Raw genomic sequence first — 21,354 nt, forward strand, 5'->3', positions numbered from 1 at the left:
CATGCTCGAACTCACCAGGGCGCCGCAGAGTACCCGCAGGGAGATCGTCACCGTGCGCCGACCCGGCGCGGACCTGGCCCTGCACGTGTGGCGGCCCGGCGCGCTGAAGGGCGCGGTCTTCTACTTCCACGGCCTGCAGAGCCACGCCGGCTGGCTCTGGGAGGCGGGCCCCCAGTTCGCCGACAACGACGTTGCCTTCTACGTCCTCGACCGGCGCGGCAGCGGCATCAGCGACGGCGAGCGCAACGAGATGCCCGACGCCCGGACGGTCCTGGACGACTACGCGGCCGCCGTCGCCGCCGTGCGCGAGGAGATCGGCCCGGACGTGCCGCTCACCTTGTTCGGGCACTGCCTCGGCGGATCCTTCATGGCCGCGCTGCTGCACGACCCGTCCTTCCACGTCCCCTACGACGGGGCGGTGTTCTGCTCGACGTGGCTGGGCAAGCTGCACGCCACGCTCTCGGACGGGGAGCGCGCGGCCGTCGCCGCGGACGAGAGCACCGACGCGTGGGACGCGGGGCTGGACTCGGCCGACTTCACCGACGACCCCAAGTACCGCAGCTACATAGACCACGACGACCTCGCCGTGCGCCGGCTCACCCGGCGCTCCCGGGCCGTACTCCTGCGCCTGGAGGAGTACTACATGAACCCGGAGCGTGAACTGCCCGACATCCCCACCGCGTTCGTATCGGGGCTGACCGACCCGATCGTGGACCTCGACGACGCGCACAAGACGTACATCGAGATGACCCGGGGCCGCGGCTCGCTCCACAAGTTCCCCACCGGCAAGCACTACCTCTTCTACACGGGCGTCCGCCGCAGCCTGGTCAACTGGACCTCGGCCTTCACCCTGCTGCCGGGGCTGGAACACCGTGGCTGAGGCCCTGCTCCACCACGTCACCCAGCCCATGCGGGCCGGGTTCGACCATCCGGCGGCCCGCCGCCGCAGCTCCGACAGCCTCCTGCTCTCCCTGAGCGTCGACGGACACCGCGGACTCGGAGAATGCGCGCCCCGCCCGTACGTCACCGGCGAGACGAGCCGATCCGTCCGGGCCGCCCTCGAACTCGTCGACCTGGGCCCGCTGTTCGCGAGGCTGCGCGCGGCCGACCCCGCGCAGCTGCTCGGCGACCTGCACGCGGCGGGCTTCGAGCAGACCTTCGGCATCACCGGCGGCAACAACCTGGTGTGCCTGCTGGAGACCGCCGTACTCGATCTGCTCGGGCGGCGCCTCGCCGCCCCGGCCGGGGCGCTGCTCCCCGGCCGGGGCGGCCGGGGCCCGGGCTCGGATCCGGCGGCGCTGCCCGTCTCGCAGGTGCTCGACACGGGTACCGACCCGCAGGAGTTCCTCGACACCCGGGGGCCCTTCCACTTCGTGAAGATCAAGGCCTCCGAGGACCCCGCCCGCGACGTCCGGACCGTGGCCGCGGTGCGGGAGCGGCTCGGCGAGTCCGTCCCCGTCATGGTCGACGCCAACATGAGCTGGACCCCCGAGGCGGCGGCCGGCCTGGTGGGGCGGCTGCGGGACGCGGGCGCCGACCTCTTCGAGGAGCCCCTGCCCCAGCGCTCCTGGGCCGACCTGCGTGCGCTGCGCCGGGCCACCGGCGCCACCATCATGCTCGACGAGTCCCTCGGCGGCCCCGACGATGCGCGCACCGCGGTGCGCGGCGGCGCCTGCGACGCGTTCAACGTCCGGGTGTCCAAGTGCGGCGGGCTGCTGCGCTCGGCCCAGGTGGTCGCCCTGGCCCGCGAGCACGGCATCGCCTTCCAGATCGGCGTGCAGGTCGCCGAGGTCGGGCCGCTGATCAACGCGGGCCGGGCGCTGGCCTTCGCCCACCCCGACGCGCTCACCGTCGAGGCCGGGCAGAGCGACCGGTTCTTCGAGCGCATGGTGGTCACGCCCCGCCCGGCGGTCGACCGCACGGCCAACACCATCTCCCCCGTCGACACCCCCGGGTTCGGCCTGGAGCTCGACGCGAGCGCCGGACCCTACGCGGTGCTCGCATTCACCGAAGGCAAGAAACTGTGGCATCCCCCGACTCCGGACCCGACCGCGGACCCGCGAACGAAGGTCCTGGCATGACGGCCTACTTCTCCGACCTGGTCGTGGCCTTCCTGCGGCAGCAGGACATCGACCTGGTGGCCTTCAACCCCGGCGCCTCCTTCCGCGGGGTGCACGACTCGCTGGTGCACGAGGGCAACGCCGACATCTCCCCGGGCATCGTCATGGCCTGCCACGAGGAGATCGCGGTCGCCGTCGCCCACGGCTACCACAAGGCGGGCAACCGGCACATGGCCGTCTTCGTGCACGCCAACGTCGGCCTGCTGCACGCCTCGATGGCCATCTTCAACGCCTGGTGCGACCGGGTCCCGCTGCTGGTCATCGGCGGCAACGGCCCGATCGACGCGGCCAAGCGCCGCCCCTGGATCGACTGGATCCACACCTCGCAGAACATCGAGTCCGTCGTCAAGGACTACGTGAAGTGGTGCGACCAGCCCACGAGCCAGCGCGGCACCATCGAGTCCCTCTACCGCGCCTTCAAGCTCACCCGGACCGAGGCGCAGGCGCCCGTGTTCGTGGCGCTCGACTTCGACGTGCAGGAACAGCCGATCGAGGAGGGCGTACGGCTGCTGCCCGCGGAGGCGACCCGGCCCGCCGCCCTGCCGGGCCCGGCGCCCGAGACCGTACGGGACCTGGCCCGGCGGCTGCTCGACGCCGAACTGCCCGTGCTGATCGTGGACTTCTCCGGGCGGGAGCCGCGGACGGTCGCCGAACTGATCGCGCTCGCCGAGGCGCTGGGGCTGGCGGTCGTCGACCGCGGCAACCGGATGAATTTCCCCACGACCCACGCGCTGAACCTGAGCGGGGCGACGGACACCGGTGTCCTGGCGGAGGCCGACCTGGTCATCGCGCTGGAGGTGCAGGACCTGGTCGGCGCGCTCGGCTCGTTCCTGGAGCTGACGGACCAGGGCATCCCGGCGAACGGCGCCCACGTCGTCACGATCGGCTCTAACGACCTGCTGACCAGCAAGTGGGCCGCCGACTACCAGCAGTTTGTGCCGGTCGCCGAGGCGGTCGTCGCGGACAGCCTGCGCACGCTCACCGCCCTGCACTCGGCCGCCACCGATCCCGAGGGGCCCTTCGGGGACCGCTCGTTCACCGAGCGGCGCGATGCCCGGGCCAAGACGATCGCCGCCGCCCACACCCGGGCACGGACCGGCTGGGCGGAGCAGGCCGAGGCCGCCAAGGGACGCGAGGTCGTCAACGTGGCCGCGGCGGTCGACGAGATCCACCGCGCGGTGCGGGACGAGCAGTGGGTCCTCGCCAACACCGGCAGCCTGACCATCGACGGCTGGGTCAAGAAGCTCTGGCCCATCGAGCGGCCGCAGAGTTACCTCGGCCTCAACGGCGGCGGCGGACTCGGCTACGGCCTCGGGGCCTCGGTCGGAGCCGCGCTGGCCCTGCGGGACGAGGACCGGCTCTGCATCAACCTCCAGGCCGACGGCGACCTGCTGTACACGCCGAGCGCGCTGTGGACCCTGGCCGCGTACGACGTCCCGCTGCTGGTCGTCGTCATGAACAACCGGCTCTACCTGAACTCCACCCAGCACGCCGCCCGCGTCGCCGGTAACCGCGACCGCGACATCGACCGTGCCCACATCGCGACGAGCTTCTACGACAACCCCGTCGACTTCGTCACCCTCGCACAGTCGTACGGCATCCACGCGCTGCCCCGGGTCGAGGCGGTCGCCGACATCGCGCCGGCCGTCGCCGAGGCGGTCGCGTACATCAAGGAGCACGGCAAGCCGGCCCTCGTCGAGATCCTCATGGAGTGACCGGGCGCCGCCGCGCTCCCCGCTCCCCTTCTCTTCCCCGCCACCACCACGTCCGTCCCGGGAGAACGTCCGTCATGACCCCCTTCTTCGAATGCGCCTACCAGGGCGAGCGGTTCGTCTGCTTCGCCGACACGCCCCCGGGCGAGCCGCTGCTCCTCTTCCCCGCCCCCGCCGACACCGCCGTGGCCCTGCTCGACGCGGGCGGCTCCTGCGACGCCTTCGCCGAGGCGGTGCGGAGCGCGGGCCCCGGGCGGCTGATCCCGGCCGCGTCCCGGGGTGGGGTACGCCCCCTGCCGCCGGTCCTCCCGGACGCGCCGGGCACCGCAGTCGCCGGCGGCTTCATGCAGACCCACAACGTCAAGGTGGCCGCCGAGGGCGAGGCGGCCGGTCCGGAGCACCCGAACTGGTTCTTCAAGGGGCCGGGCAGCGCACTGCGCGTGTCGGGCGAGCCCCTGGGCGTGCCCGCCGCGGCCGTGGCCGTCTGCGAGGAGGCCGAGGTCGTCCTCGTGTACCGGACCGACGAGAAGGGCGAGCCCGTCTACCTCGGCCACACCTTCGGCAACGACCTGACCGACATCGGGCGGTTCCGGCAGAACCCGGCCCACCTCTCGTACGCCAAGCTGTGCGAGGCCTCGGTCTCCCCCTGGTTCTTCCCCGGCGAGCCGCCGCGGGCGGTGACCGGGCGGGTCACGGTCGAGCGCGCCGGACGCACCGCCTGGGAAGGCGAGTTCAGGACCGGCCTGGACGCCCTGCACTACCCGGTGGAGTCGATGACCCGGCACCTCTTCTCCCACCCCGGGCTGCGCCGTCCCGGCACCGTGCACTACGTGTTCCTCGGCGCCGACCGGAGCAGCTTCCACGCCGGTTTCAGCATCGGCGACGGCGACGTGCTCTCCCTCGAATTCCCGGACCACGGCGTCACGGTGACGAACCAGGTGCGCTGGCTGTGAGGCCCGGGCACGCGCTGCGGGAACTGGACGACATCGAGGCGTCGTTCGCCTACATGCACGCCGAGCTCGGCGGCAGCACCCAGGTGACGACACACCTCGCCGTCGCCTCGCTCTTCGGCCGCGCCGAGTTCGCCCGGGCCGTCGAGGGGTGGGTGCGGGAGCTGCCCGTACTGGCGCTACGGATCCGGGAGTCGGCGGACGGCGGGCTGTGGTTCCACACGGGTCCGCCGCCCGGCCCGGAGCAGGTGCGCCACGGCGCCTTGCCCGCGGGCCGCTCCCCCCGGCGGGTGCTGCGCGAGGAGCTCAACGAAGTGCTGGAGACCGGCGGCCCGTTGTGGCGGCTTCGGGCGCTGGAGGACGTACCGGGCGGGGTGACCCATCTCTTCTTCACCCGCAACCACGCGATCTCGGACGGTTTCACGACCGGGGTGATGGCGGGTGCGCTGCTCGGGCACCTCTTCGGCCCGGCGCCGCAGGCTGCCGCCGGCCCTGCGGAACTTCCGCCGCACAGGCCTGCGTTCACATACCGTCCGCCGCGGTACGAACCGCCCGTGGCCGGGGCCCCCGCCCCGCCGGCCGCGCCGCCCGTGTCCTTCGACGCGGTGGCGCCCTGGGCGGAGCGCCGCGCGGACTACACGGCGCTCGACCTCTCGGCCTCCGAGTCCGCGGAGGTCCGGGCGTACTGCGCCGAACAGGGCGTCACCGTCAACGAGTTCTTCGCGACGGCCCTCGCGGAGTCCTTCGCCGCCGCGACCGGGCGGACCGAGCTGGACCTGTTCACGGCGGTGTCCCTGCGCGGTCGCTGCGAGCAGGAGCGGTTCCTGTCCGACCCGGGCTGCCGGATCGGCGTCATACGGGCCCCGTTGCGGCTCGGGGACGGGGGGCCTGCGGCGAACGCGGCGCGGTACCGGTCGGCCTTCCGGGCGGCCGACACCCGGTGGCGGCCGCCCGCCCGCGGCCACGCCGAGATACGCGAGGCCGTACGGGCACTGGCCGGCCGGGACAGCGCGCCCGGGATCTGCATCACCAACGTCGGTGTCGTCGATCCGGCGCTGGGCCCGTACGCGCACCTGGTCTCGGAGTTCCGGACCGTGGTGAACCGGACCGCCGCCAACTACGCGGTGGTGCTGCACCTGTCCACGCTCCGGGGCGCCTTCGGCCTGTCCCTGGCCTACGGCGTCCCGAGCGTGGACCGCGCGGTCGTCCTGCGGACCGCGGAGCTGCTCAGGGCGCGGGCGCTGGATCCCCGCCGTCCGGGGCCTCCCGCAGTACGAGGTCCAGCAGCCCGGGGAACCGCTCGTCGAACTCCGGTCGCCGCAGCCGGTTGAACCGCTTGGCCCCGTGGTCCCGCTGCTCGATCAGCCCGGCGGAGCGCAGCACCGCGAAGTGGTGGCTCAGGGCCGCCTTGCGCACCGGGACGTCGAAACTGCCACAGGGGCGCGCCCAGTCCTCCGCCTCGCCGATCTCCCGTACGAGCGTGATCCGTACGGGGTCGGCGAGCGCGGCCAGGGCGGTCTGCAGCGGGACGTCGCGGGGGTGCGTGTGCTCCGGCGGGGTGCGGTGCCGGGGCGCCGGGGGCTGTTCTGCGGTCATGGCGCCTCCTGGGCCGGATTGCCAAGTGTTCGATGACGGGCATACACTTCTTGGTGTTCACGCTTCTTCGAACAGTCTACTCGAGCGGCTTTCCGTACGCCCCTGCGCGCAATTCCCCAGGGCGTCACGACGACGAGGATCCCACCCCACCTCGCCGCCTCCTCTTCCACTCCATCCGAGGACGATTCATGCCTGAACCCCACAGCCCGCACCGCTCCGGCGCCAAGCCCACCAAGGCCGCCGAGAGCTCCGTTCTCAAACGGCGGTTGACCCTGCTCGCGGCCTGCCTCGGCTTCGTCGTCGTCATCCTCGACGTCAGCGTCGTCAACGTGGCGACGGACGCCCTCAGCGAGGACTTCGGCGGCAGCCTCTCCGGCCTGGAGTGGGTGATCAACGGCTACACGCTCACCTTCGCCGCGTTCCTGCTGACCGCGGGTGCGATGGGAGACCGTTTCGACCCCAAGCGCATCTTCCAGGCGGGCTTCGTCCTGTTCGCCGTCACCTCCTTCGCCTGCGGCGCAGCCGACAGCCTGGTGGCTCTGGTCATCGCCCGCGTCCTCCAGGGGGTGGGCGCGGCGATGATCGTGCCCTCCTCGCTCTCGATCGTGAACAAGTCCTTCCCCGACCCGGCGGAGCGCACCCGCGCCGTGAGCCTGTGGGCAGCGTCCGGCGGACTGGCCCTCGCGCTCGGGCCCGTGGTCGGCGGTGTGCTCATCTCGCAGTTCGGCTGGCGCTCGATCTTCTTCGTGAACGTGCCCATCGCGGCGGCCGGCGTCTGGCTGACGCAGACCAGCGCCCCGCGCACCGGCGGCGCCGCGGCCGGCCGGGCCGCGCGCTCCTTCGACGTACCGGGGCAGCTCCTGGCGATCATCACCCTCGGCGCGCTGACCGGCGCCGTCATCGAGGCGAACGGGCTGGGCTGGGGCGCGCCGCTCGTCATCGGCTGCCTGGTGGTGTTCGTGCTGGCGCTGGCCGCCTTCGTCGCCGTGGAGCGGCGCAGCACCGATCCGATGCTGCCCCTGACCCTGTTCAAGCGGGGCGCCTTCACCGCGACCTCGCTCATCGGCGTCCTGGTGAACTTCTCCTTCTACGGCCTGATCTTCGTCTACAGCCTCTTCTTCCAGAAGGCCTGGGACTACTCGCCGATCGTCGCCGGGCTCGCCTTCCTGCCCATGACCGCCACCATCATGATCGCCAACCTCGCCTGCGGACCGCTGGTGAAGCGCTTCGGCTCCCGGACCGTGCTGATCAGCGGAAGCACGCTGGCCGCGCTCGGCTACCTCACCATGCTGCCGGCCGTCGGCTCGGCCTCGTACCCCGCGCTGGTCGCCCAGTTCCTGGTCGCGGGCGCCGGCATCGGGCTGGTCGTCCCGGCCATGACCAACGCCATGCTCTCCGCCGTCGACCCGGGCAACGCGGGCATCGCCTCCGGGGTACTGAACGCCTCGCGCCAGATCGGGGGGCTGATCGGCGTGGCCGTCATGGGGATCCTCGTGGGCGCCGCCACGCCCGGCGACGCCTTCCTGTCCGGTCTGCGGGCCGCGCTCGTGCTGGCCGCCGTCGCCCTCGCCGCGGCCGCCGTGCTCAGCGCCACCGGTGTACGCCGCGCCGTCGGCGCCAAGGCCAAGGCCGCCACCGCTACCGCTACCGCGACCGCACGGCCGGCGGCGGCCCCCGCCACCACCCCCGCCACCGAGAACGCATAAGGAGCCACGGCATGCCCCACCTCGTACTCGAGTACTCCGGCAACGTGCGGGAGACCCCCGACCCGGCGGCTCTCTTCACCGACCTGCACACCGCGCTCGCCGAAGCCGGCGGGTTCCGCCTGCAGGACTTCAAGAGCCGCGCCACGCGGGCGCAGACGTACTTCATCGGCGACGGAAGCCGTGAACAGGCTTTCGTGAACCTCGACATCCGGACCTTCGGCGGCAAAGCGCCCGAGCTGCGCACCGCGGTGAGCGCGAGCGCGCTGGCGGTCCTGCGCGAACACTTCCGCCGCACGCTCGCCGAAACCGACTGCGACGTGTCCGTGCAGATCACCGAGCTCGACCGGCCGAGCTACGCCCGTACCCGCTCGACGGACCCCACCACCGAACACGCCGCAGGAGGCGCAGCATGACCACCGAATTCCAGGGCCGGCGCGTCCTCGTCGCAGGCGGCACCTCCGGGGTGGGCCTCGCGGCCGCGGCCGCCTTCGCGGCCGGCGGGGCCGCGGTCACCGTCGTCTCCCGTACCGAGGACAAGGTGCGACGCGCGGTGAAGACCCTCGGCCCGGCGGCGGACGGGCAGGTGCTCGACCTGCGCGACGCCGCGGCCATCGCCGCCTTCACCGAGGCCGCGGGCACCTTCGACCACGTGGTCATCTCGGCGGCCGAAACGCCGATGGGCCGCGTGGACACCCTGCCGCTGGAGGACGCGTACGCCGCGATGGACAGCAAGTTCTGGGGCGCGTACAGGCTCGCGCGCGCCGTCTCGGTGGACCCGGCGGGCTCCCTCACCATCGTCTCGGGCTACCTGTCCGTACGGCCGGGCAGGGCCTCGGCCCTACAGAGCGCGATCAACGCCGCCTTGGAGGCTCTGGTCCGCGGGCTCGCCCTGGAACTGGCCCCGATCCGCGTCAACGCCGTGTCGCCCGGGCTGCTGCGCACGCCCCTGTGGGACGCGCTACCGGCGGGCGGCCGCGAGGCCATGTACGAGGCGGCGGCCGAGCGCCTGCCGGTGAACCGGGTGGGAGAGCCGCGGGACGTCGCGGCCGCGATCGCGATGGTCGCGGGCAACGCCTACATGACGGGCACGACCCTCTTCGTCGACGGCGGCGGCTCCATCGCCTGACGGCGCACCCGGCCGGAGCTTGATGTGCGCGGCGACGGGCAAGTGGTCGCTGCCCGTGGGGGGCAGCGACCGGATGTCGGTGACGGTCGCCGACCGGGTCATGATCTGGTCGATCCGGGCCACGGGCAGCGATGCGGGCCAGCTGAACGCGAACCCCCGCTCCGCGGCCTGCAGTTGGTCCGAGAGCGGGCTCAGACCGCGGTCGTCCACGGCGGCGTTGAGGTCCCCGAGCAGAACGACCCGGTCGATCGGCTCGGCGGCGATGGCGGCGCCGAGCAGGACCGCGCTCTCGTCCCGCCGTGCGGCGCTGAACCCGCCGGACGGGCCGAGGCGCACCGAGGGCAGGTGCGCGACGTACACGGCGACGTCCCCCCACCGTGTCCTCGCGGTGGCCCGCAGACCTCGGTTCCAGTCCTCCCCCACCCCGGCGGGCCTGATGTCCACCGGCCGTACGTCGGCCAGCGGATGCTTCGACCAGAGTCCGACGGTGCCGTGCACCGCGTGGTACGGGTGGTCCGCGGCCAGGGCCGCCTCGATGGGCGGCAGGACGGCGGGCGTCAGTTCCTCCAGGGCGATGAGGTCGGGGTGCGCCTTTTCCAGCGCCCTCGCGGTGCCGGCCGGATCGGGGTTCTCGTCGCTGACGTTGTGCTGGACCGCGACCAGGTCGTGGGCCCGGCCGTGCCCGGGCAGCAGCAGACCGCCGAACAGGCCGAGCCAGGCCACCACCGGCAGCAGCAGCGCGCCCAGCGCGAGGGCCGAACGGCGCAGCAGGGCGAGGCCCAGCAGGACCGGGACGCTCAGGCCGAGCCACGGCAGGAAGGTCTCCAGGAGACTGCCCGGCCGCCCGGCGACATCGGGGACGGCCGAGTGGAAGAGCAGCAGGCAGGCGACGAGAGCGGCGAGCGCCCCGAGTACGCGCCCGCGACGGAGCGAGAACCACCGCGCTCCCGCGGACGTCACCGCGACGCCTTCCGCCTGTCCCACTGTCCGCCCGCCCCGCTCGGTTCCGGCCGTCGCCGCTGACCACGACCTCGTACGGTACCCCGCGGAACCTCAACTCCCGGATCAGCGAAGGCTCTGGCCCAGCTCCAGGATCAGCCCGGCCACGGTCTGCGGTTCGCGCAGCGCGGGGTAGTGGTCGCTGCCCACGATGCGTACGAGCCGGCAGCCCGGGATGCGCGCGGCCATGTCCTCGTTGCACCGGACGGCCTCGGGCTGGTCCTGCTCGCCCAGCGCGAGCAGGCACGGCACGTCCAGTTCGCCGAGCCGGTCGAAGGCGGGCGCGTCCGGCACCTGATGGGGCTGGTTGGCGAACCAGCCGGGGATCGCCGAGCGCAGTTGGGCGGTGACGGCGGGGTCGTCGCCGACTCCCGCGTTGCCCCAGGTACGTCGCCCCAGCGCGACCAGGCCGTCCATGTCACCGGCCTCGGCCAGCTTGCCGATCGCGGCGAACAGCTCCGGCACTTCGAGCCCGGTGTAGCCGGTGACGCCCGGGCAGAACAGGCCGAGCCCCGCGACGCGCTCGGGCGAGTCCAGGGCGAGGCTGATCGCCGTGGCGCCGCCCATGCTGGAGCCGACCACCAGCGCCCGGCCCAGTTCGAAGTGGTCGAGCACCGCCCGCAGGTCCTCGACCAGCGAGTAGCTCGCGGTGGGCGCCGGGGAGCGCCCGAAGCCGCGTACGTCATAGCGGATCACCCGGTGCCGCGCCGTGAGCCGCGGCAGGATCGGGTCCCAGACCGTCGAGACCCCGACGCCCGGATGCAGCAGCACGATCGGCAGGCCGCCGTCGGCCGGGTCGCCCGCGTCGACCGGTGCGCCCGAGTCGTCCGCCCATACTTCGCCGTCCTTGACGGACACCATGAGTTCCATGGCCCGAGCCTGACCGAAGAGCGCCCCGGCGCGCCAGCCGCCCGCAGCCCGGCCCGGCCGCCGCTCCACCGCCCTACGAGGAGGACTCCAGCAGCCGGAGCGCCATCTCGCGCATTTCGATCTTGCGGATCTTCCCGGTGACGGTCATCGGGAACTCCTCGACGACGTGGACGTAGCGCGGGATCTTGTAGTGGGCGAGCCGGCCCTCGCAGTACGAGCGGACGGCGGCCGCGGTCAGCGGCTTCGCGCCCTCGCGCATCCGCACCCAGGCCATGAGCTCCTCCCCGTACTTCGCGTCGGGTACGCCGATGACCTGGACGTCGAGTACGTCCGGGTGGCCGTGGAGGAACTCCTCGATCTCGCGCGGGTACAGGTTCTCCCCGCCCCGGATGACCATGTCCTTGATCCGTCCGGTGATGCTCAGGTAGCCCTCGTCGTCCATGACCGCCAGGTCGCCGGTGTGCATCCAGCGCTCCGCGTCGACGGCCTGCGCGGTCTCTTCGGCCCGGCCCCAGTAGCCGAGCATGACGGAGTAGCCGCGCGTGCACAGCTCGCCCGGCTCGCCGCGCGGCACGGTCCGCCCGGTCTGCGGGTCGACCACCTTCACCTCCAGGTGCGGCCCGACCCGGCCGACGGTCGACACCCGGCGCTCCACGGAGTCGTCGCAGCGGGTCTGCGTCGACACGGGTGAGGTCTCGGTCATGCCGTAGCAGATGGACACCTCCCGCATGCCCATCCGGTCGATGACCTCCTTCATCACCTCGACCGGGCAGGGCGAGCCCGCCATGATCCCGGTGCGCAGGCTGGACAGGTCGTACGCGTCGAAGCCGGGGTCGGCCAACTCGGCGATGAACATGGTGGGGACGCCGTAGAGGGAGGTGCAGGACTCCGCCTCGACCGCGGCGAGGGTGGCGGCCGGATCGAACGAGGGCGCGGGGATGACCATCGCCGCGCCGTGGCTGGTGCAGGCCAGGTTTCCCATCACCATGCCGAAGCAGTGGTAGAAGGGCACCGGGATGCAGACCCGGTCCTGCTCGGTGTAGTGACACAACTCGCCGACGAAGAAACCGTTGTTGAGGATGTTGTGGTGCGAGAGCGTCGCACCTTTGGGGAAGCCGGTGGTCCCCGAGGTGTACTGGATGTTGACGGGGTCGTACGGGCTCAATGCCGCCTGGGCCCGGGCGAGTTCGGCGCGGTCGCCGCGCCGTCCCCGGTCCAGCAGGGCGGTCCACCCGGGTCCGCCCAGCAGTACCGTGAACTCCAGCTCGGGGCAGCGCGGGCGGACCTCCTCGATCATGGCGGCGTAGTCGGAGGTCTTGAAGCGGTCGGCGGCGGCAAGCAGCCGGATCCCGGACTGGCGCAGCACGTACTCCAGCTCGTGGGAGCGGTACGCGGGGTTCACGGTGACGAGGATCGCCCCGATCTTGGCGGTGGCGTACTGGACCAGCGTCCACTCGGCGCGGTTGGGCGCCCAGACGCCGACCCGGTCGCCCTTGCGGATGCCGAGGTCCAGCAGTCCGAGGGCGAGCGCGTCCACGTCGGCTCCCAGCTCCGCGTACGTCCAGCGGCGCCCGGCGGCCATGTCGACGAGGGCGTCACGATCGGGGAAGCGGCGTACGGTGCGGTCGAGGTTCTCCCCGATGGTGTCCGCCAGCAGCGGTACTTCGCAGACCCCCGACGCATGGCTCGGCGCGACAGCAGACAACACGGACCCCCTGGACGAGGCGGACAACCGGACCGGCGCTTCCATGATCCTCGCCACCCGTCCCGAGGACCACCCCCCGGCACGGCAGACGGGTGAAGGCGGCGTCCCCCGGACGGGGTGCCGCGCGGAGTGGTGTCCGGCACGAAGGCGGCCGAATGGACACATACTGCCCGCATGGACATCGGCACGTACCTGAAGCCCGCCCCCTGCCCGGCGCAGGGCAAGTGACCGGCCCCGCGGTGGGGTGGCAGCCCGACGGCTGGGACGTACGCGTCCGGCTCGGCGTGCTCGTCCCGCATGGGGACGTGGGGCCGGAGTCGGAACTGCGCGCGATGGCACCGGCCGGCGTCGGCCTGCACGCCGCCCGTGTGCCCTTCGGCGCGATGCGGCGCGGCGGCGCGATGGATCCGACGATCCCGCTCGCCCCGGTACGGGACTTCGCCGCGCCGCCCCATGTGGACGACGCGGCAGGGCAGTTGGCCGATGCACCCCTGGCGGCGCTCGCGTACGCATTCACCAGCTCCGCCTACGTGATCGGCGCACAGGGCGAGGCGAAGATGATCGCCCGGCTGAGCGCCCGCGCGAACGGCCTGCCGGTGGTGGCCACTTGCGCCGCGACCGTCGAAGCCCTCCAGACGGCGGGCGTCACCGCGCTCTGCCTGATCGATCCGCCCTGGTTCGGCGCGGCCCTGAACGACCTCGGCCGGGCCTACTACGAGGCGGCGGGCTTCGACGTACGGTTCTCGGCCCCGTGCACCCTGCCCAGCGGCCAGGCCCTCATCAGGCCGGGCGACCTGCACGACTGGGCGGCCGGGCACGTCCCCGACGATGCCGAGGCCGTCGTCATCGGCGGCAACGGCCTGCGCGCGGTCGGCATGATCGAGGCCCTGGAGGCCACCCTCGGCCGGCCCGTGTTCACCGCGAACCAGGCGCTGCTGTGGTCGGCCCTCAAGGCGGCCGGCACGCACACGGACGACGTCACGGGCTACGGACGGCTCTTCGCCCTGCCGCCCCGCTGAACCGGCCGGGGAGCGCCCGGCCGGCTATCACCCGGCCGGGGTGCATCAGCCGCGGTGCATGGTGTACAGGGCTTCCAGGAGGACCTTGGGGTCGTGGCCGCCCTTGTAGACCGGCGGCGGCTGCCGGTCCAGGTTCAGGAGCCGGGCCACGGCGGTCCAGGCGGTGCGCACCGAGTACTCGACGGTGAACACCACGTCGTCGGGGACTTCCGCGTACTGGCCGATGAAGGCGAGGTTGGTGGAGCCCTCGGGGACGACCTGGGGCCGGTCGCCGGCCTTGCGGACGAGGAACTGGCTGGTGATGTAGGGCATCATCGCGGGCAGGACGGTGGAGGACTCCACGATCTGCTCGCTCTGTGGCAGCCGCAGATGGCCGAGCACCTCGGTGAGGATCTCGCGGCCCGAGCACCGGGACATCGGCTTGGCCACGTGGTCGCCCGGCTTGTCCGGGAAGAGGGCGTAACCCCACCACACGAAGGTGTCGTCGGGCTGCTCGTGGAAGTGCGGCTGGTGGTTGAGGACGATGGTCAGCAGCCAACCGGAGTCCTTGAAGGTGATCAGGCCGCCCTTGCCCGCCTCGCTGCCGGAGAACTCCTCCATGGCCTTGAAGAACACCGGGTCCTTGGTGGTGACCGTGAACGACCCCCAGGTGGAGTCGGCGACGGAGGAGTCGAACACGGCCGGTTCGCCCAGGTGCGGGCGTTTGGCCGCGAGCGTGTGCCACAGGCGCCAGGACGCGTCCGGCGGGGAGGTGTCCAGGGCGGCGGGGGTGTCGGTGGTCCCCAGCGTGGAGTTCGCGGTCATCGACCCGTTGGTGACGAAGACCAGGTCCCCGGGGCCGACGGGGATGCGTTCGGGCACGCCGGCGCGGGTGCAGGCCACGGCCGTGACGGTGATGCCGTCGCCGTCGGCCAGCTCCAGATCGGTCACGGTGGTGTCCAAATGGAAGGTCACCCCTTGCGCCTTCAGCCAGGCCTGGAGCGGGCGCACGATCGAGTCGTACTGGTTGAAGCGGGTGCGGTAGATCCCCGACATGGTGTCGAAGGTCTTGAACAGGTGCACGAACCGGTTCAGGTAGCGGCGGAACTCGATCGCCGAGTGCCAGGGCTCGAAGGCGAAGGTGGTGCACCACATGAACCAGAAGTTCGTGGTGAAGAAGTCCGGGGTGAAGCAGTCGGAGATCCGCTTGCCGTCCAGCCGCGATTCCGGGGTGACCACGCACGTGACCAGGTCGATGCGGTTCCGCTCGGAGAAGCCCATGGACCGGGCGTCCACCGGCCGGCCGGTGGAGTCGACCAGGCGGGCCTTGTCGTTCCAGGCGAAGTCCTCGTGGAAGGCGAAGGTGTCCTCGGTGACCGAGGTGCCCGGCGCGTCCAGGGAGGGGATGGACGACAGAAGGTCGTACGTGCACTCGAAGTGCAGTTCGAACATCCGCCCGCCGCGCATGGTGTACCCGGTCTCCGGGCTCCCGGCCGCGTCCAGGCTTCCGCCGGTGCGGTCCTGGGCCTCCAGGATCGTGATGTCCCCGCCGGCGAACTTCCCCTCCCTGATCAACAGCGCCGCCGCCGACAGGGACGCGATCCCCGCACCCACGAGACAGGCCTTGGCCACCGGACCACTCCGCTCACCGCGGCGCCGCACCGGTCCCGGTCGACGGCGCGGTCACCGCCCCCAGCCCACCATCCCCCGCAGCGGGCCGCACCCGGGTGCGCCGTCGGATCTACCAGCGCACCGGGAGCCGGCTGACCCCGCGCATCAGGCTGCCGGGCAGCCACTGCGGCAGGCCCCCGGCAGGGTCGGCGGCGAGGTCCGGGAAACGCTCCAGCAGGCCCCGTACGGCGATGCGGCCCTCCATCCGGGCCAGCGGGGCGCCGATGCAGAAGTGCAGCCCGTGGCCGAAGGCGAGGTGGCCCTTCGGTGCGCGGTGGATGTCGAAGGTGTCGGGCTCCGCGAAGCGGGCGGGGTCGTGGTCGGCGGCCGCCAGCGAGACGAGGACGGTGGCTCCGGCCGGGATGACGGTGCCGCCGATCTCCACGTCCTCGCGGGCGTAACGGAAGGTGGCGTTCTGCACCGGGCCGTCGTAGCGGAGCATCTCCTCCACCGCCCCGTCCAAGAGCCCGTCGTAGTCGGCGCGCAGTTCGGCGAGCTGACCCGGGTGGGCCAGCAGGGCTCGTATCCCGTTGGAGATGAGGTTGACGGTCGTCTCGTGCCCCGCGACCAGCAGCAGGAAGGCCATGCCGATCAGCTCGTCGTGGGAGAGGGAGTCGCCGTCCTCGTCACGGGTGCGGATCAGCGCGCTGAGCAGGTCCTCGCCGGGGGCCTTGGCCTTGGCCTCGATGAGCTCGTCGAGGTAGGAACTGAGCTGCTGGTGCGCGTTGTTGTCCAGGACGCCCGGGGTGGGCGCCACGACCTCGTTGGACCAGTGGCGGAAGCGGTCGCGGTCCAGGTCGGGGACGCCGAGCAGTTCGCAGATCACGGTCATGGGGAGGGGGAACGCGAGCGCCTTGATCAGGTCGGCGCCGCGCTCCGGCCGCGCCGCCATCCCGTCGAGCAGTTCGTCGGTGATCTGCTGGACCCGGGGGCGCATGGCCTCCATCCGGCGGGCGGTGAACTCCCGGGCCACCAGGCGGCGCAGCCGGGTGTGGTGCGGCGGATCCGACTCCAGCATGTTGGAGTTCGCGGCGGTGGCCATCGCCTCCGGGAACCTTCCGGAGCCGTACCAGTCCTTCGACAGCGCCGGATGGTTCAGGGCGTGGCGGACCGCTTCGTGGCCGACGACGAGCCAGCTCAGTTCGAACTCGTCGTCCGAGGTGATGACTTGGTGGACCGGTCCCGCCTCACGCAGTTCGGCGTAGAACGGGTACGGATCGGACTTGAAGGCCTCGGCGGTGGAGCGCATGTCGACTACGGTCATCGAATCACAGTACGTCGACGCTCCCGCCCACACGCGGCGTTTTACCGGCTTGTTGCCCGGGACCCGTTACCCGGGCGGCGGGACGGTCGTTGAGCAGGCCGGTCAGCGAAGTGCACAAGAAGTCCCGGGTCCGCCTTGCGGGCCCGGGACTTTGCCGTCAGCCCGGTCCGGCGAGATACGTGCGCAGGGCGACCGCCCCGCGCAGGCGGGGCAGCGCCGCGTAGAACCTGCCGCCCGGGCAGGCCGTCGCGTTGACATCGCGGTGGCCGGCGATCACCGGGACGGTGAGTTCCGCTCCGGCCGCGTGCGGGTTGGTCCCGGCGCCGCCCGTGGAGGTGAGCCGGGTGGTGCCCAGCGGGTCGAGCCCGTACTGGCCGAGCTTCCACGCGAGGAGATCGGCGACGCGGCGCAGCATCACGCGGGTGGGCTCGGGGTCGCGGCCCGAATCCTCGCCGCCGGCGGTGTTGTTCGGCTCGAAGTTGCCGAGGAGGGCGACGGAGAAGGTGCCGGTGTTGAAGCCGGCCGCGTGAGCGCCGAGGATCGCGGGGACGGCGCCGCCCGGCTGCATTTCGACGGAGCCCTTGCGGCCCTCCCAGACGCCGCCGAACCGGTCCACGACGAAGTGGTACGGGAAGTCCCCGTACCCGAGGTCCTTGATGTGGTGGACGTAGATGCCGTTGACGATGTCGGGCACCTGCTCCCGGGTGTAGCTGTTGTTCCCGGTCACCGTGTGGTGCACGAGCACGGCCCGAAGTGAACTCTGGGTCTTCAGGCCCGGGTCGGCCAGGGATTCGTCGGCGCCCCAGTCGGCGCGGGTCGCGATGGCGGGCGCCTTCGCCTCCTCGAAAGGGTGCGACAGCGCGGCGCCGGCCGTCGCCGGGGCGATGAAGGAGAGCCGCAGGTCCCGCGGCAGCAGGCCGGACGGCGAGGTGAACCGCAGCTCGACGCCGTCGGCCTCGCCCGTGCGGCCCGCGTAGAAGGCGGGCGCGCCCGCCCTGCCCGCCTCCTCGGCCACCCCCTCCTCCCGTTCGAGCGGAAGGCTGCGCCACTCCTCCCGGACACCGCCGCGGCGCATGCGCATCTCGGCCGTGAAGTCCGGGACGCCGGCCTCCGGTGTCCCCCGCCGCCAGCTCAGGCCGAGGGAGGAGAACCGGTGGCCCGTCAGTTCACCGGTGGAGAAGGTGCGGCCGCCCGCGGCGGCGAGGATCGCGCCCGGGGTGCCCGCGCCGTCGGTGAGCGCCGCGTCCCGGGCCGGGGCGAAGGCCAGGGCCACACGGCCCGGCTCGGCCGCGTCGGCCCTCGCACCGTCGGCGCTCACCGCCGAGGGCGCCATCAGGGCGAACACCCCGAGCGCAAGTGCTCCGGTCCTGCTTCGAGTTCCCATGATCCGCTCAACGACGAGGGGGGCGGTGCGGATTCGCCGGAGACAGGAAGCCCGCCCCCACAACTCGTCACCAGTCGTGACGGATCAGTGACGCTCCGATCACAGCGGCTCGTGAGACTGGAAGCCAGCCGACAGCGAGAGGGGACCGGACGTGCCCGTCAGCCCCACCTTCCCTGGTGTGTACATCCACGAGGTCAAGAGCGCCGTGCACACCATCACCGGGGTGCCGACCTCCGTGACCGCGTTCGTCGGGGCGGCCGTGCGCGGGCCGACCGACCGGCCGGTGCACATCACGAGCTTCGCCGACTACCAGCGGGTGTTCGGCGGGGTCGTCCCGCGCAGCCCCCTCGGGTACGCCGTCTACCAGTACTACGCCAACGGCGGCAGCGAGGCCGAGATCGTCCGGCTCGTCCACACCGGGGACACCGACGACACCAAGAACGCGAAGGCCTCCACCATCGAACTCGCCGGCTCGCGCACGGTCACCCTCGTCGCGCGCGGCGAGGGCCTCTTCGGAGACGCCCTGCGCGTGCGCGTCGACTACGACACCAGCGAGGTGCCCGCGGCCGGCGCCACCCGGACCCAGTACAACCTCACGATCCTCGACAAGGGAACCGGGGCGGTGGAGCGCCACCTCAATGTGAGCTCCCGCCCCGACGACGCGAACGCGCTGGACAAGGCGCTCAGTTCCTCCGCCCTCGTCGCGGTACCCGCCACGAACCCGGTGCTCGACGTCGTCCCCACCGCACACGAGGCGATCGCCACCGACGCGAGCCAGGACCCCTTCGACGACGCCAGGCCCAACCGCTACAGGCAGGCCTCGGGCGGCGTGGACGGCGGGACGCCCGCGCTGTCGGACTACCAGGGCGGCACGACGGGCCAGGCCTCCAAGACCGGCCTCTACCAGCTCCTGAAGACCGACATCTTCAACCTCCTCTGTCTGCCCGGGGCGCCGGAGTCGGCGCTGTCGCCCGCGGCGGCGCTGTGCGGGGACCGCCGGGCGGTCCTGATCGTCGATCCGCCCGCCGGCTGGACCGACCTCGACGCCGCCGTCAGCGGGATGACGACGCCCCCGGTGTCCGGAGACGCGGCGAAGAACGCGGTGGTCTACTTCCCGAACCTGGTCATCCCCGACCCGGCGGCGGGCGGGGTCCCCACGACGGTTCCGCCCTGCGGCACCGTCGCCGGCGTGATGGCCCGCACCGATGTGCAGCGCGGTGTGTGGAAGGCACCCGCGGGCACCGACGCCTCGCTCGCCGGGGTCACCGCGCCCGCGGTGGCGATGACCGACCTGGAGAACGGCCGGCTCAACCAGCTCGGGGTGAACTGCCTGCGCTCCTTCCCCGTACTCGGTCCGCTCGTCTGGGGCGCGCGAACGCTGCGGGGCGCGGACCGGCTGGCCGACGAGTGGAAGTACCTGCCGGTGCGACGGCTCGCGCTCTTCGTGGAGGAGAGCCTCTACCGCGGCACGCAGTGGGTGGTCTTCGAGCCGAACGACGAACCGCTGTGGGCCTCCATCCGGCTCAATGTGGGCGCGTTCATGAACAGCCTCTTCCGGCAGGGCGCCCTCCAGGGCGCGACGGCCCGGGAGGCCTATCTCGTCAAGTGCGACCGCGAGAACAACCCGCAGAACGACATCGACCGGGGCATCGTCAACATCGTCGTCGGCTTCGCGCCGCTCAAACCGGCCGAGTTCGTGATCATCCACATCGAGCAGCTCGCCGGGCAGCTGCAGGTCTGAGGAGCGAGACGATGGCAACCACCGCGCGGGTCGACCCGCTCAAGAACTTCCGTTTCCGCGTGCGGTACAGCGACAGCACCGTGCCGTTCCTCGGGGTCCACAAGGTCTCCGGGATGAAGAGGACCGTCGAGGTGGTCAAGCACCGCGACGGCGGCGCCCCCTCGAACAGCGCCAAGCTGCCGGGGCGGGTGGAGTTCGACCCGATCGTCCTCGAACGCGGGGTCACCGTGAACGGCCTCGAATTCGAGAAATGGGCCAACAAGACCTGGAGCTACGTAAATTCGGCCGGCGGGCGGGAGACCTCCCTCAAGGACTTCCGCCGGGACGTCGTCATCGACGTCCACGACGAGACCGGCCAGAAGGTGCTCTCCTACCACGTCTTCAACTGCTGGGTGTCGGAGTACCAGCCCTTCTCCGACCTCGACGCCAACGCGAACGCGGTGCTCGTCCAGCACATCCGCCTGGAGAACGAGGGCTGGGTGCGCGACGTCGCCCTGCCTCCCGCGGCAGAGGTCTCGTTCGACGACCCGGCGGTGTGACGGGTGCTCACGCAGGCCCAGCTCCTGCAGGGGTGGGAAGGCGGCGCCGGACAGGCGCCGGTGGCGCGGGCCGTGGCGCTCGCGGCCGCCGCGGGCGGGCACTCCTTCGCCGAGGCGGGCGACCTGCCGCTCGGCGCGCGCGACGCGCTGCTCGTCGGTCTGCGGGGCGCGTGCTTCCGCGGGGATGTGGAGTGCCTGGCCGACTGCCCCGGCTGCGGGCAGGAGTTGGAGGTTTCCGTGCCCCTCTCGGATCTGCGCCGCCCCGCCGACGCGGGGCAGGGGCCCGGGGAGGGCGAGCTCACCGTCCGGGGCCGGCGCGTCCGGTTCCGGGCGCTGACCAGCCGGGACGTGCTGGCGGTGGCGCCCGGCGGTTCCGCTTCCCCCGACGCGCGGCGGCGGCTGGTCGGCCGGTGTGTGCTCGCGGTCGACGGGAAGGCCGTGGACGGGGAGGCCGTGGGCGGGTGGGCCCCGGAGGGCGCCGAGTTGACGGACGAGGTGATCGCCGCCGTCGCGGCCGCGCTGCCTTCCGTGGACCCGGGGGCGGACATCCGGCTCGACCTGACCTGCGCCCTGTGCGGGCACGCGTGGGCCGCTCCGTTCGACGTACCGGCGCACGTCTGGGCCGATGTCGACGCCTGCGCCCGGGGCCTGCTGGCCGACGTGCACGTGCTGGCCCGGGCGTACGGGTGGCGCGAGGAGGACATCCTCGCCCTCAGTGCGGCCCGGCGCCGCTTCTACCTGGAGGCGACCGGGACATGAGCGATTTCGTCGACCGCGTCCTCGGAGTACCCGATCCGGCGGCGGTCCGGCCCAGGATCCCGTCGTTCTTCGACCTGCCCCCGGTCCTCGATCCCCCGCCGCCCGGCATGGACGCCGAGCGGGACGCCGGGGCGCCGCGGCCCCCGGCGGGCCGGGCGGAGCCTTGGCCGGACACCGGCCGTGGCGGCCAGGGCCCGGCGGCGGCGCCGGCGCC

18 protein-coding genes and 2 pseudogenes are annotated in these 21,354 nt (G+C 72.5%); 13 read left to right on the plus strand and 7 right to left on the minus strand.

Annotation, left to right across the window (positions count from 1 at the left end):
• Position 1: 1 nt before the first annotated feature.
• From ACFWBF_RS13135 to ACFWBF_RS13155, 5 genes are all read left to right on the plus strand, one after another.
• A complete protein-coding gene (locus ACFWBF_RS13135) occupies positions 2-880 on the plus strand; it encodes an alpha/beta fold hydrolase (protein ID WP_385599725.1) in 879 nt (292 codons plus the stop codon).
• Positions 873-2,081, plus strand: a complete 1,209-nt coding sequence (locus ACFWBF_RS13140) for a mandelate racemase/muconate lactonizing enzyme family protein (RefSeq protein ID WP_385599728.1) — start codon at positions 873-875, stop codon at positions 2,079-2,081. Before ACFWBF_RS13135 ends, ACFWBF_RS13140 begins: the two co-directional genes overlap by 8 nt.
• Positions 2,078-3,835, plus strand: a complete 1,758-nt coding sequence (locus tag ACFWBF_RS13145) for a thiamine pyrophosphate-binding protein (protein WP_385599731.1) — start codon at positions 2,078-2,080, stop codon at positions 3,833-3,835. The genes ACFWBF_RS13140 and ACFWBF_RS13145 overlap by 4 nt, the downstream gene beginning before the upstream one ends.
• 74 nt (positions 3,836-3,909) lie before the next feature.
• On the plus strand, positions 3,910-4,785 hold the full coding sequence (locus tag ACFWBF_RS13150) for an FAH family protein (RefSeq protein ID WP_385599734.1): 876 nt from the start codon (positions 3,910-3,912) through the stop codon (positions 4,783-4,785).
• Complete coding sequence (locus ACFWBF_RS13155; RefSeq protein WP_385599738.1) at positions 4,782-6,113, plus strand: hypothetical protein; 1,332 nt, start codon at positions 4,782-4,784, stop codon at positions 6,111-6,113. The genes ACFWBF_RS13150 and ACFWBF_RS13155 overlap by 4 nt, the downstream gene beginning before the upstream one ends.
• On the opposite strand, the gene ACFWBF_RS13160 is transcribed toward ACFWBF_RS13155, so the two are convergent.
• Entirely contained in the window at positions 6,010-6,378 is a 369-nt protein-coding gene (locus ACFWBF_RS13160) for an ArsR/SmtB family transcription factor (protein ID WP_385599741.1), read from the minus strand. The two genes, ACFWBF_RS13155 and ACFWBF_RS13160, sit on opposite strands and share 104 nt — an antisense overlap.
• A gap of 188 nt (positions 6,379-6,566) precedes the next feature.
• Between ACFWBF_RS13160 and ACFWBF_RS13165 the strand changes: the two genes are divergently transcribed.
• Genes ACFWBF_RS13165 through ACFWBF_RS13175 form a run of 3 tightly spaced genes read left to right on the plus strand, consistent with a single transcriptional unit; the run spans position 6,567 to position 9,210 of the window.
• Complete coding sequence (locus ACFWBF_RS13165; protein WP_385599744.1) at positions 6,567-8,084, plus strand: MFS transporter; 1,518 nt, start codon at positions 6,567-6,569, stop codon at positions 8,082-8,084.
• Positions 8,085-8,095: 11 nt separating this feature from the next.
• On the plus strand, positions 8,096-8,497 hold the full coding sequence (locus ACFWBF_RS13170) for a 5-carboxymethyl-2-hydroxymuconate Delta-isomerase (RefSeq protein WP_385599747.1): 402 nt from the start codon (positions 8,096-8,098) through the stop codon (positions 8,495-8,497).
• The gene (locus ACFWBF_RS13175) at positions 8,494-9,210 is read left to right on the plus strand and encodes an SDR family oxidoreductase (protein WP_385599750.1); all 717 of its coding nucleotides are present in this window, start codon (positions 8,494-8,496) and stop codon (positions 9,208-9,210) included. The genes ACFWBF_RS13170 and ACFWBF_RS13175 overlap by 4 nt, the downstream gene beginning before the upstream one ends.
• 21 nt (positions 9,211-9,231) lie before the next feature.
• Here the strand turns inward: ACFWBF_RS13175 and ACFWBF_RS13180 are convergent.
• The 3 genes and pseudogenes from ACFWBF_RS13180 to ACFWBF_RS13190 form a co-directional block, all read right to left on the minus strand.
• Positions 9,232-10,170: pseudogene (locus ACFWBF_RS13180) on the minus strand (endonuclease/exonuclease/phosphatase family protein); the annotation flags it as partial.
• Between the two features lie 105 nt (positions 10,171-10,275).
• Positions 10,276-11,079 (minus strand): alpha/beta fold hydrolase, encoded by an 804-nt coding sequence (locus ACFWBF_RS13185; protein WP_385599753.1) that lies wholly within the window; start codon positions 11,077-11,079, stop codon positions 10,276-10,278.
• A 73-nt stretch (positions 11,080-11,152) separates the two neighbouring features.
• Positions 11,153-12,829 (minus strand): AMP-binding protein, encoded by a 1,677-nt coding sequence (locus ACFWBF_RS13190; protein WP_385599756.1) that lies wholly within the window; start codon positions 12,827-12,829, stop codon positions 11,153-11,155.
• Positions 12,830-13,008: 179 nt separating this feature from the next.
• On the opposite strand from ACFWBF_RS13190, the gene ACFWBF_RS13195 reads away from it, so the two are divergent.
• Positions 13,009-13,803, plus strand: coding sequence for a maleate cis-trans isomerase (locus ACFWBF_RS13195; protein WP_385599759.1), 795 nt, complete (start codon positions 13,009-13,011; stop codon positions 13,801-13,803).
• 45 nt (positions 13,804-13,848) lie between these two features.
• On the opposite strand, the gene ACFWBF_RS13200 is transcribed toward ACFWBF_RS13195, so the two are convergent.
• From ACFWBF_RS13200 to ACFWBF_RS13210, 3 genes are all read right to left on the minus strand, one after another.
• The gene (locus ACFWBF_RS13200) at positions 13,849-15,414 is read right to left on the minus strand and encodes an oleate hydratase (protein WP_385599762.1); all 1,566 of its coding nucleotides are present in this window, start codon (positions 15,412-15,414) and stop codon (positions 13,849-13,851) included.
• A 109-nt stretch (positions 15,415-15,523) separates the two neighbouring features.
• Positions 15,524-16,717, minus strand: a complete 1,194-nt coding sequence (locus ACFWBF_RS13205; protein WP_385599765.1) for a cytochrome P450 — start codon at positions 16,715-16,717, stop codon at positions 15,524-15,526.
• A gap of 157 nt (positions 16,718-16,874) precedes the next feature.
• A complete protein-coding gene (locus tag ACFWBF_RS13210) occupies positions 16,875-18,101 on the minus strand; it encodes an N-acetylmuramoyl-L-alanine amidase (RefSeq protein ID WP_385599768.1) in 1,227 nt (408 codons plus the stop codon).
• Between the two features lie 151 nt (positions 18,102-18,252).
• Here ACFWBF_RS13210 and ACFWBF_RS13215 point away from each other — a divergent pair, with 151 nt between their 5' ends.
• The 4 genes and pseudogenes from ACFWBF_RS13215 to ACFWBF_RS13230 all read left to right on the plus strand — a co-directional run.
• On the plus strand, positions 18,253-19,842 hold the full coding sequence (locus ACFWBF_RS13215; protein WP_385599770.1) for a phage tail sheath family protein: 1,590 nt from the start codon (positions 18,253-18,255) through the stop codon (positions 19,840-19,842).
• 11 nt (positions 19,843-19,853) lie between these two features.
• On the plus strand, positions 19,854-20,381 hold the full coding sequence (locus ACFWBF_RS13220) for a phage tail protein (RefSeq protein WP_385599773.1): 528 nt from the start codon (positions 19,854-19,856) through the stop codon (positions 20,379-20,381).
• Between the two features lie 3 nt (positions 20,382-20,384).
• Positions 20,385-21,140 (plus strand): hypothetical protein, encoded by a 756-nt coding sequence (locus tag ACFWBF_RS13225; protein ID WP_385599776.1) that lies wholly within the window; start codon positions 20,385-20,387, stop codon positions 21,138-21,140.
• Positions 21,137-21,354 (plus strand): annotated as a pseudogene (locus ACFWBF_RS13230) (hypothetical protein); the annotation flags it as partial. The gene ACFWBF_RS13225 and the pseudogene ACFWBF_RS13230, both read left to right, overlap by 4 nt.

Origin of the sequence: Streptomyces sp. NPDC060028 (assembly GCF_042736725.1) — a bacterium.
Taxonomy (GTDB): Bacteria; Actinomycetota; Actinomycetes; order Streptomycetales; family Streptomycetaceae; genus Streptomyces.

What these genes read in the sequence shown, in the direction of transcription:
- ACFWBF_RS13135 (WP_385599725.1), top strand. Translation starts at nt 2, where the DNA reads ATGCTCGAACTCACCAGGGCGCCGCAGAGTACCCGCAGGGAGATCGTC.
- ACFWBF_RS13145 (WP_385599731.1), top strand. Translation starts at nt 2,078, where the DNA reads ATGACGGCCTACTTCTCCGACCTGGTCGTGGCCTTCCTGCGGCAGCAG.
- ACFWBF_RS13150 (WP_385599734.1), top strand. Translation starts at nt 3,910, where the DNA reads ATGACCCCCTTCTTCGAATGCGCCTACCAGGGCGAGCGGTTCGTCTGC.
- ACFWBF_RS13160 (WP_385599741.1), bottom strand. Translation starts at nt 6,378, where the DNA reads ATGACCGCAGAACAGCCCCCGGCGCCCCGGCACCGCACCCCGCCGGAG.
- ACFWBF_RS13165 (WP_385599744.1), top strand. Translation starts at nt 6,567, where the DNA reads ATGCCTGAACCCCACAGCCCGCACCGCTCCGGCGCCAAGCCCACCAAG.
- ACFWBF_RS13170 (WP_385599747.1), top strand. Translation starts at nt 8,096, where the DNA reads ATGCCCCACCTCGTACTCGAGTACTCCGGCAACGTGCGGGAGACCCCC.
- ACFWBF_RS13175 (WP_385599750.1), top strand. Translation starts at nt 8,494, where the DNA reads ATGACCACCGAATTCCAGGGCCGGCGCGTCCTCGTCGCAGGCGGCACC.
- ACFWBF_RS13185 (WP_385599753.1), bottom strand. Translation starts at nt 11,079, where the DNA reads ATGGAACTCATGGTGTCCGTCAAGGACGGCGAAGTATGGGCGGACGAC.
- ACFWBF_RS13190 (WP_385599756.1), bottom strand. Translation starts at nt 12,829, where the DNA reads ATGGAAGCGCCGGTCCGGTTGTCCGCCTCGTCCAGGGGGTCCGTGTTG.
- ACFWBF_RS13205 (WP_385599765.1), bottom strand. Translation starts at nt 16,717, where the DNA reads ATGACCGTAGTCGACATGCGCTCCACCGCCGAGGCCTTCAAGTCCGAT.
- ACFWBF_RS13210 (WP_385599768.1), bottom strand. Translation starts at nt 18,101, where the DNA reads ATGGGAACTCGAAGCAGGACCGGAGCACTTGCGCTCGGGGTGTTCGCC.
- ACFWBF_RS13220 (WP_385599773.1), top strand. Translation starts at nt 19,854, where the DNA reads ATGGCAACCACCGCGCGGGTCGACCCGCTCAAGAACTTCCGTTTCCGC.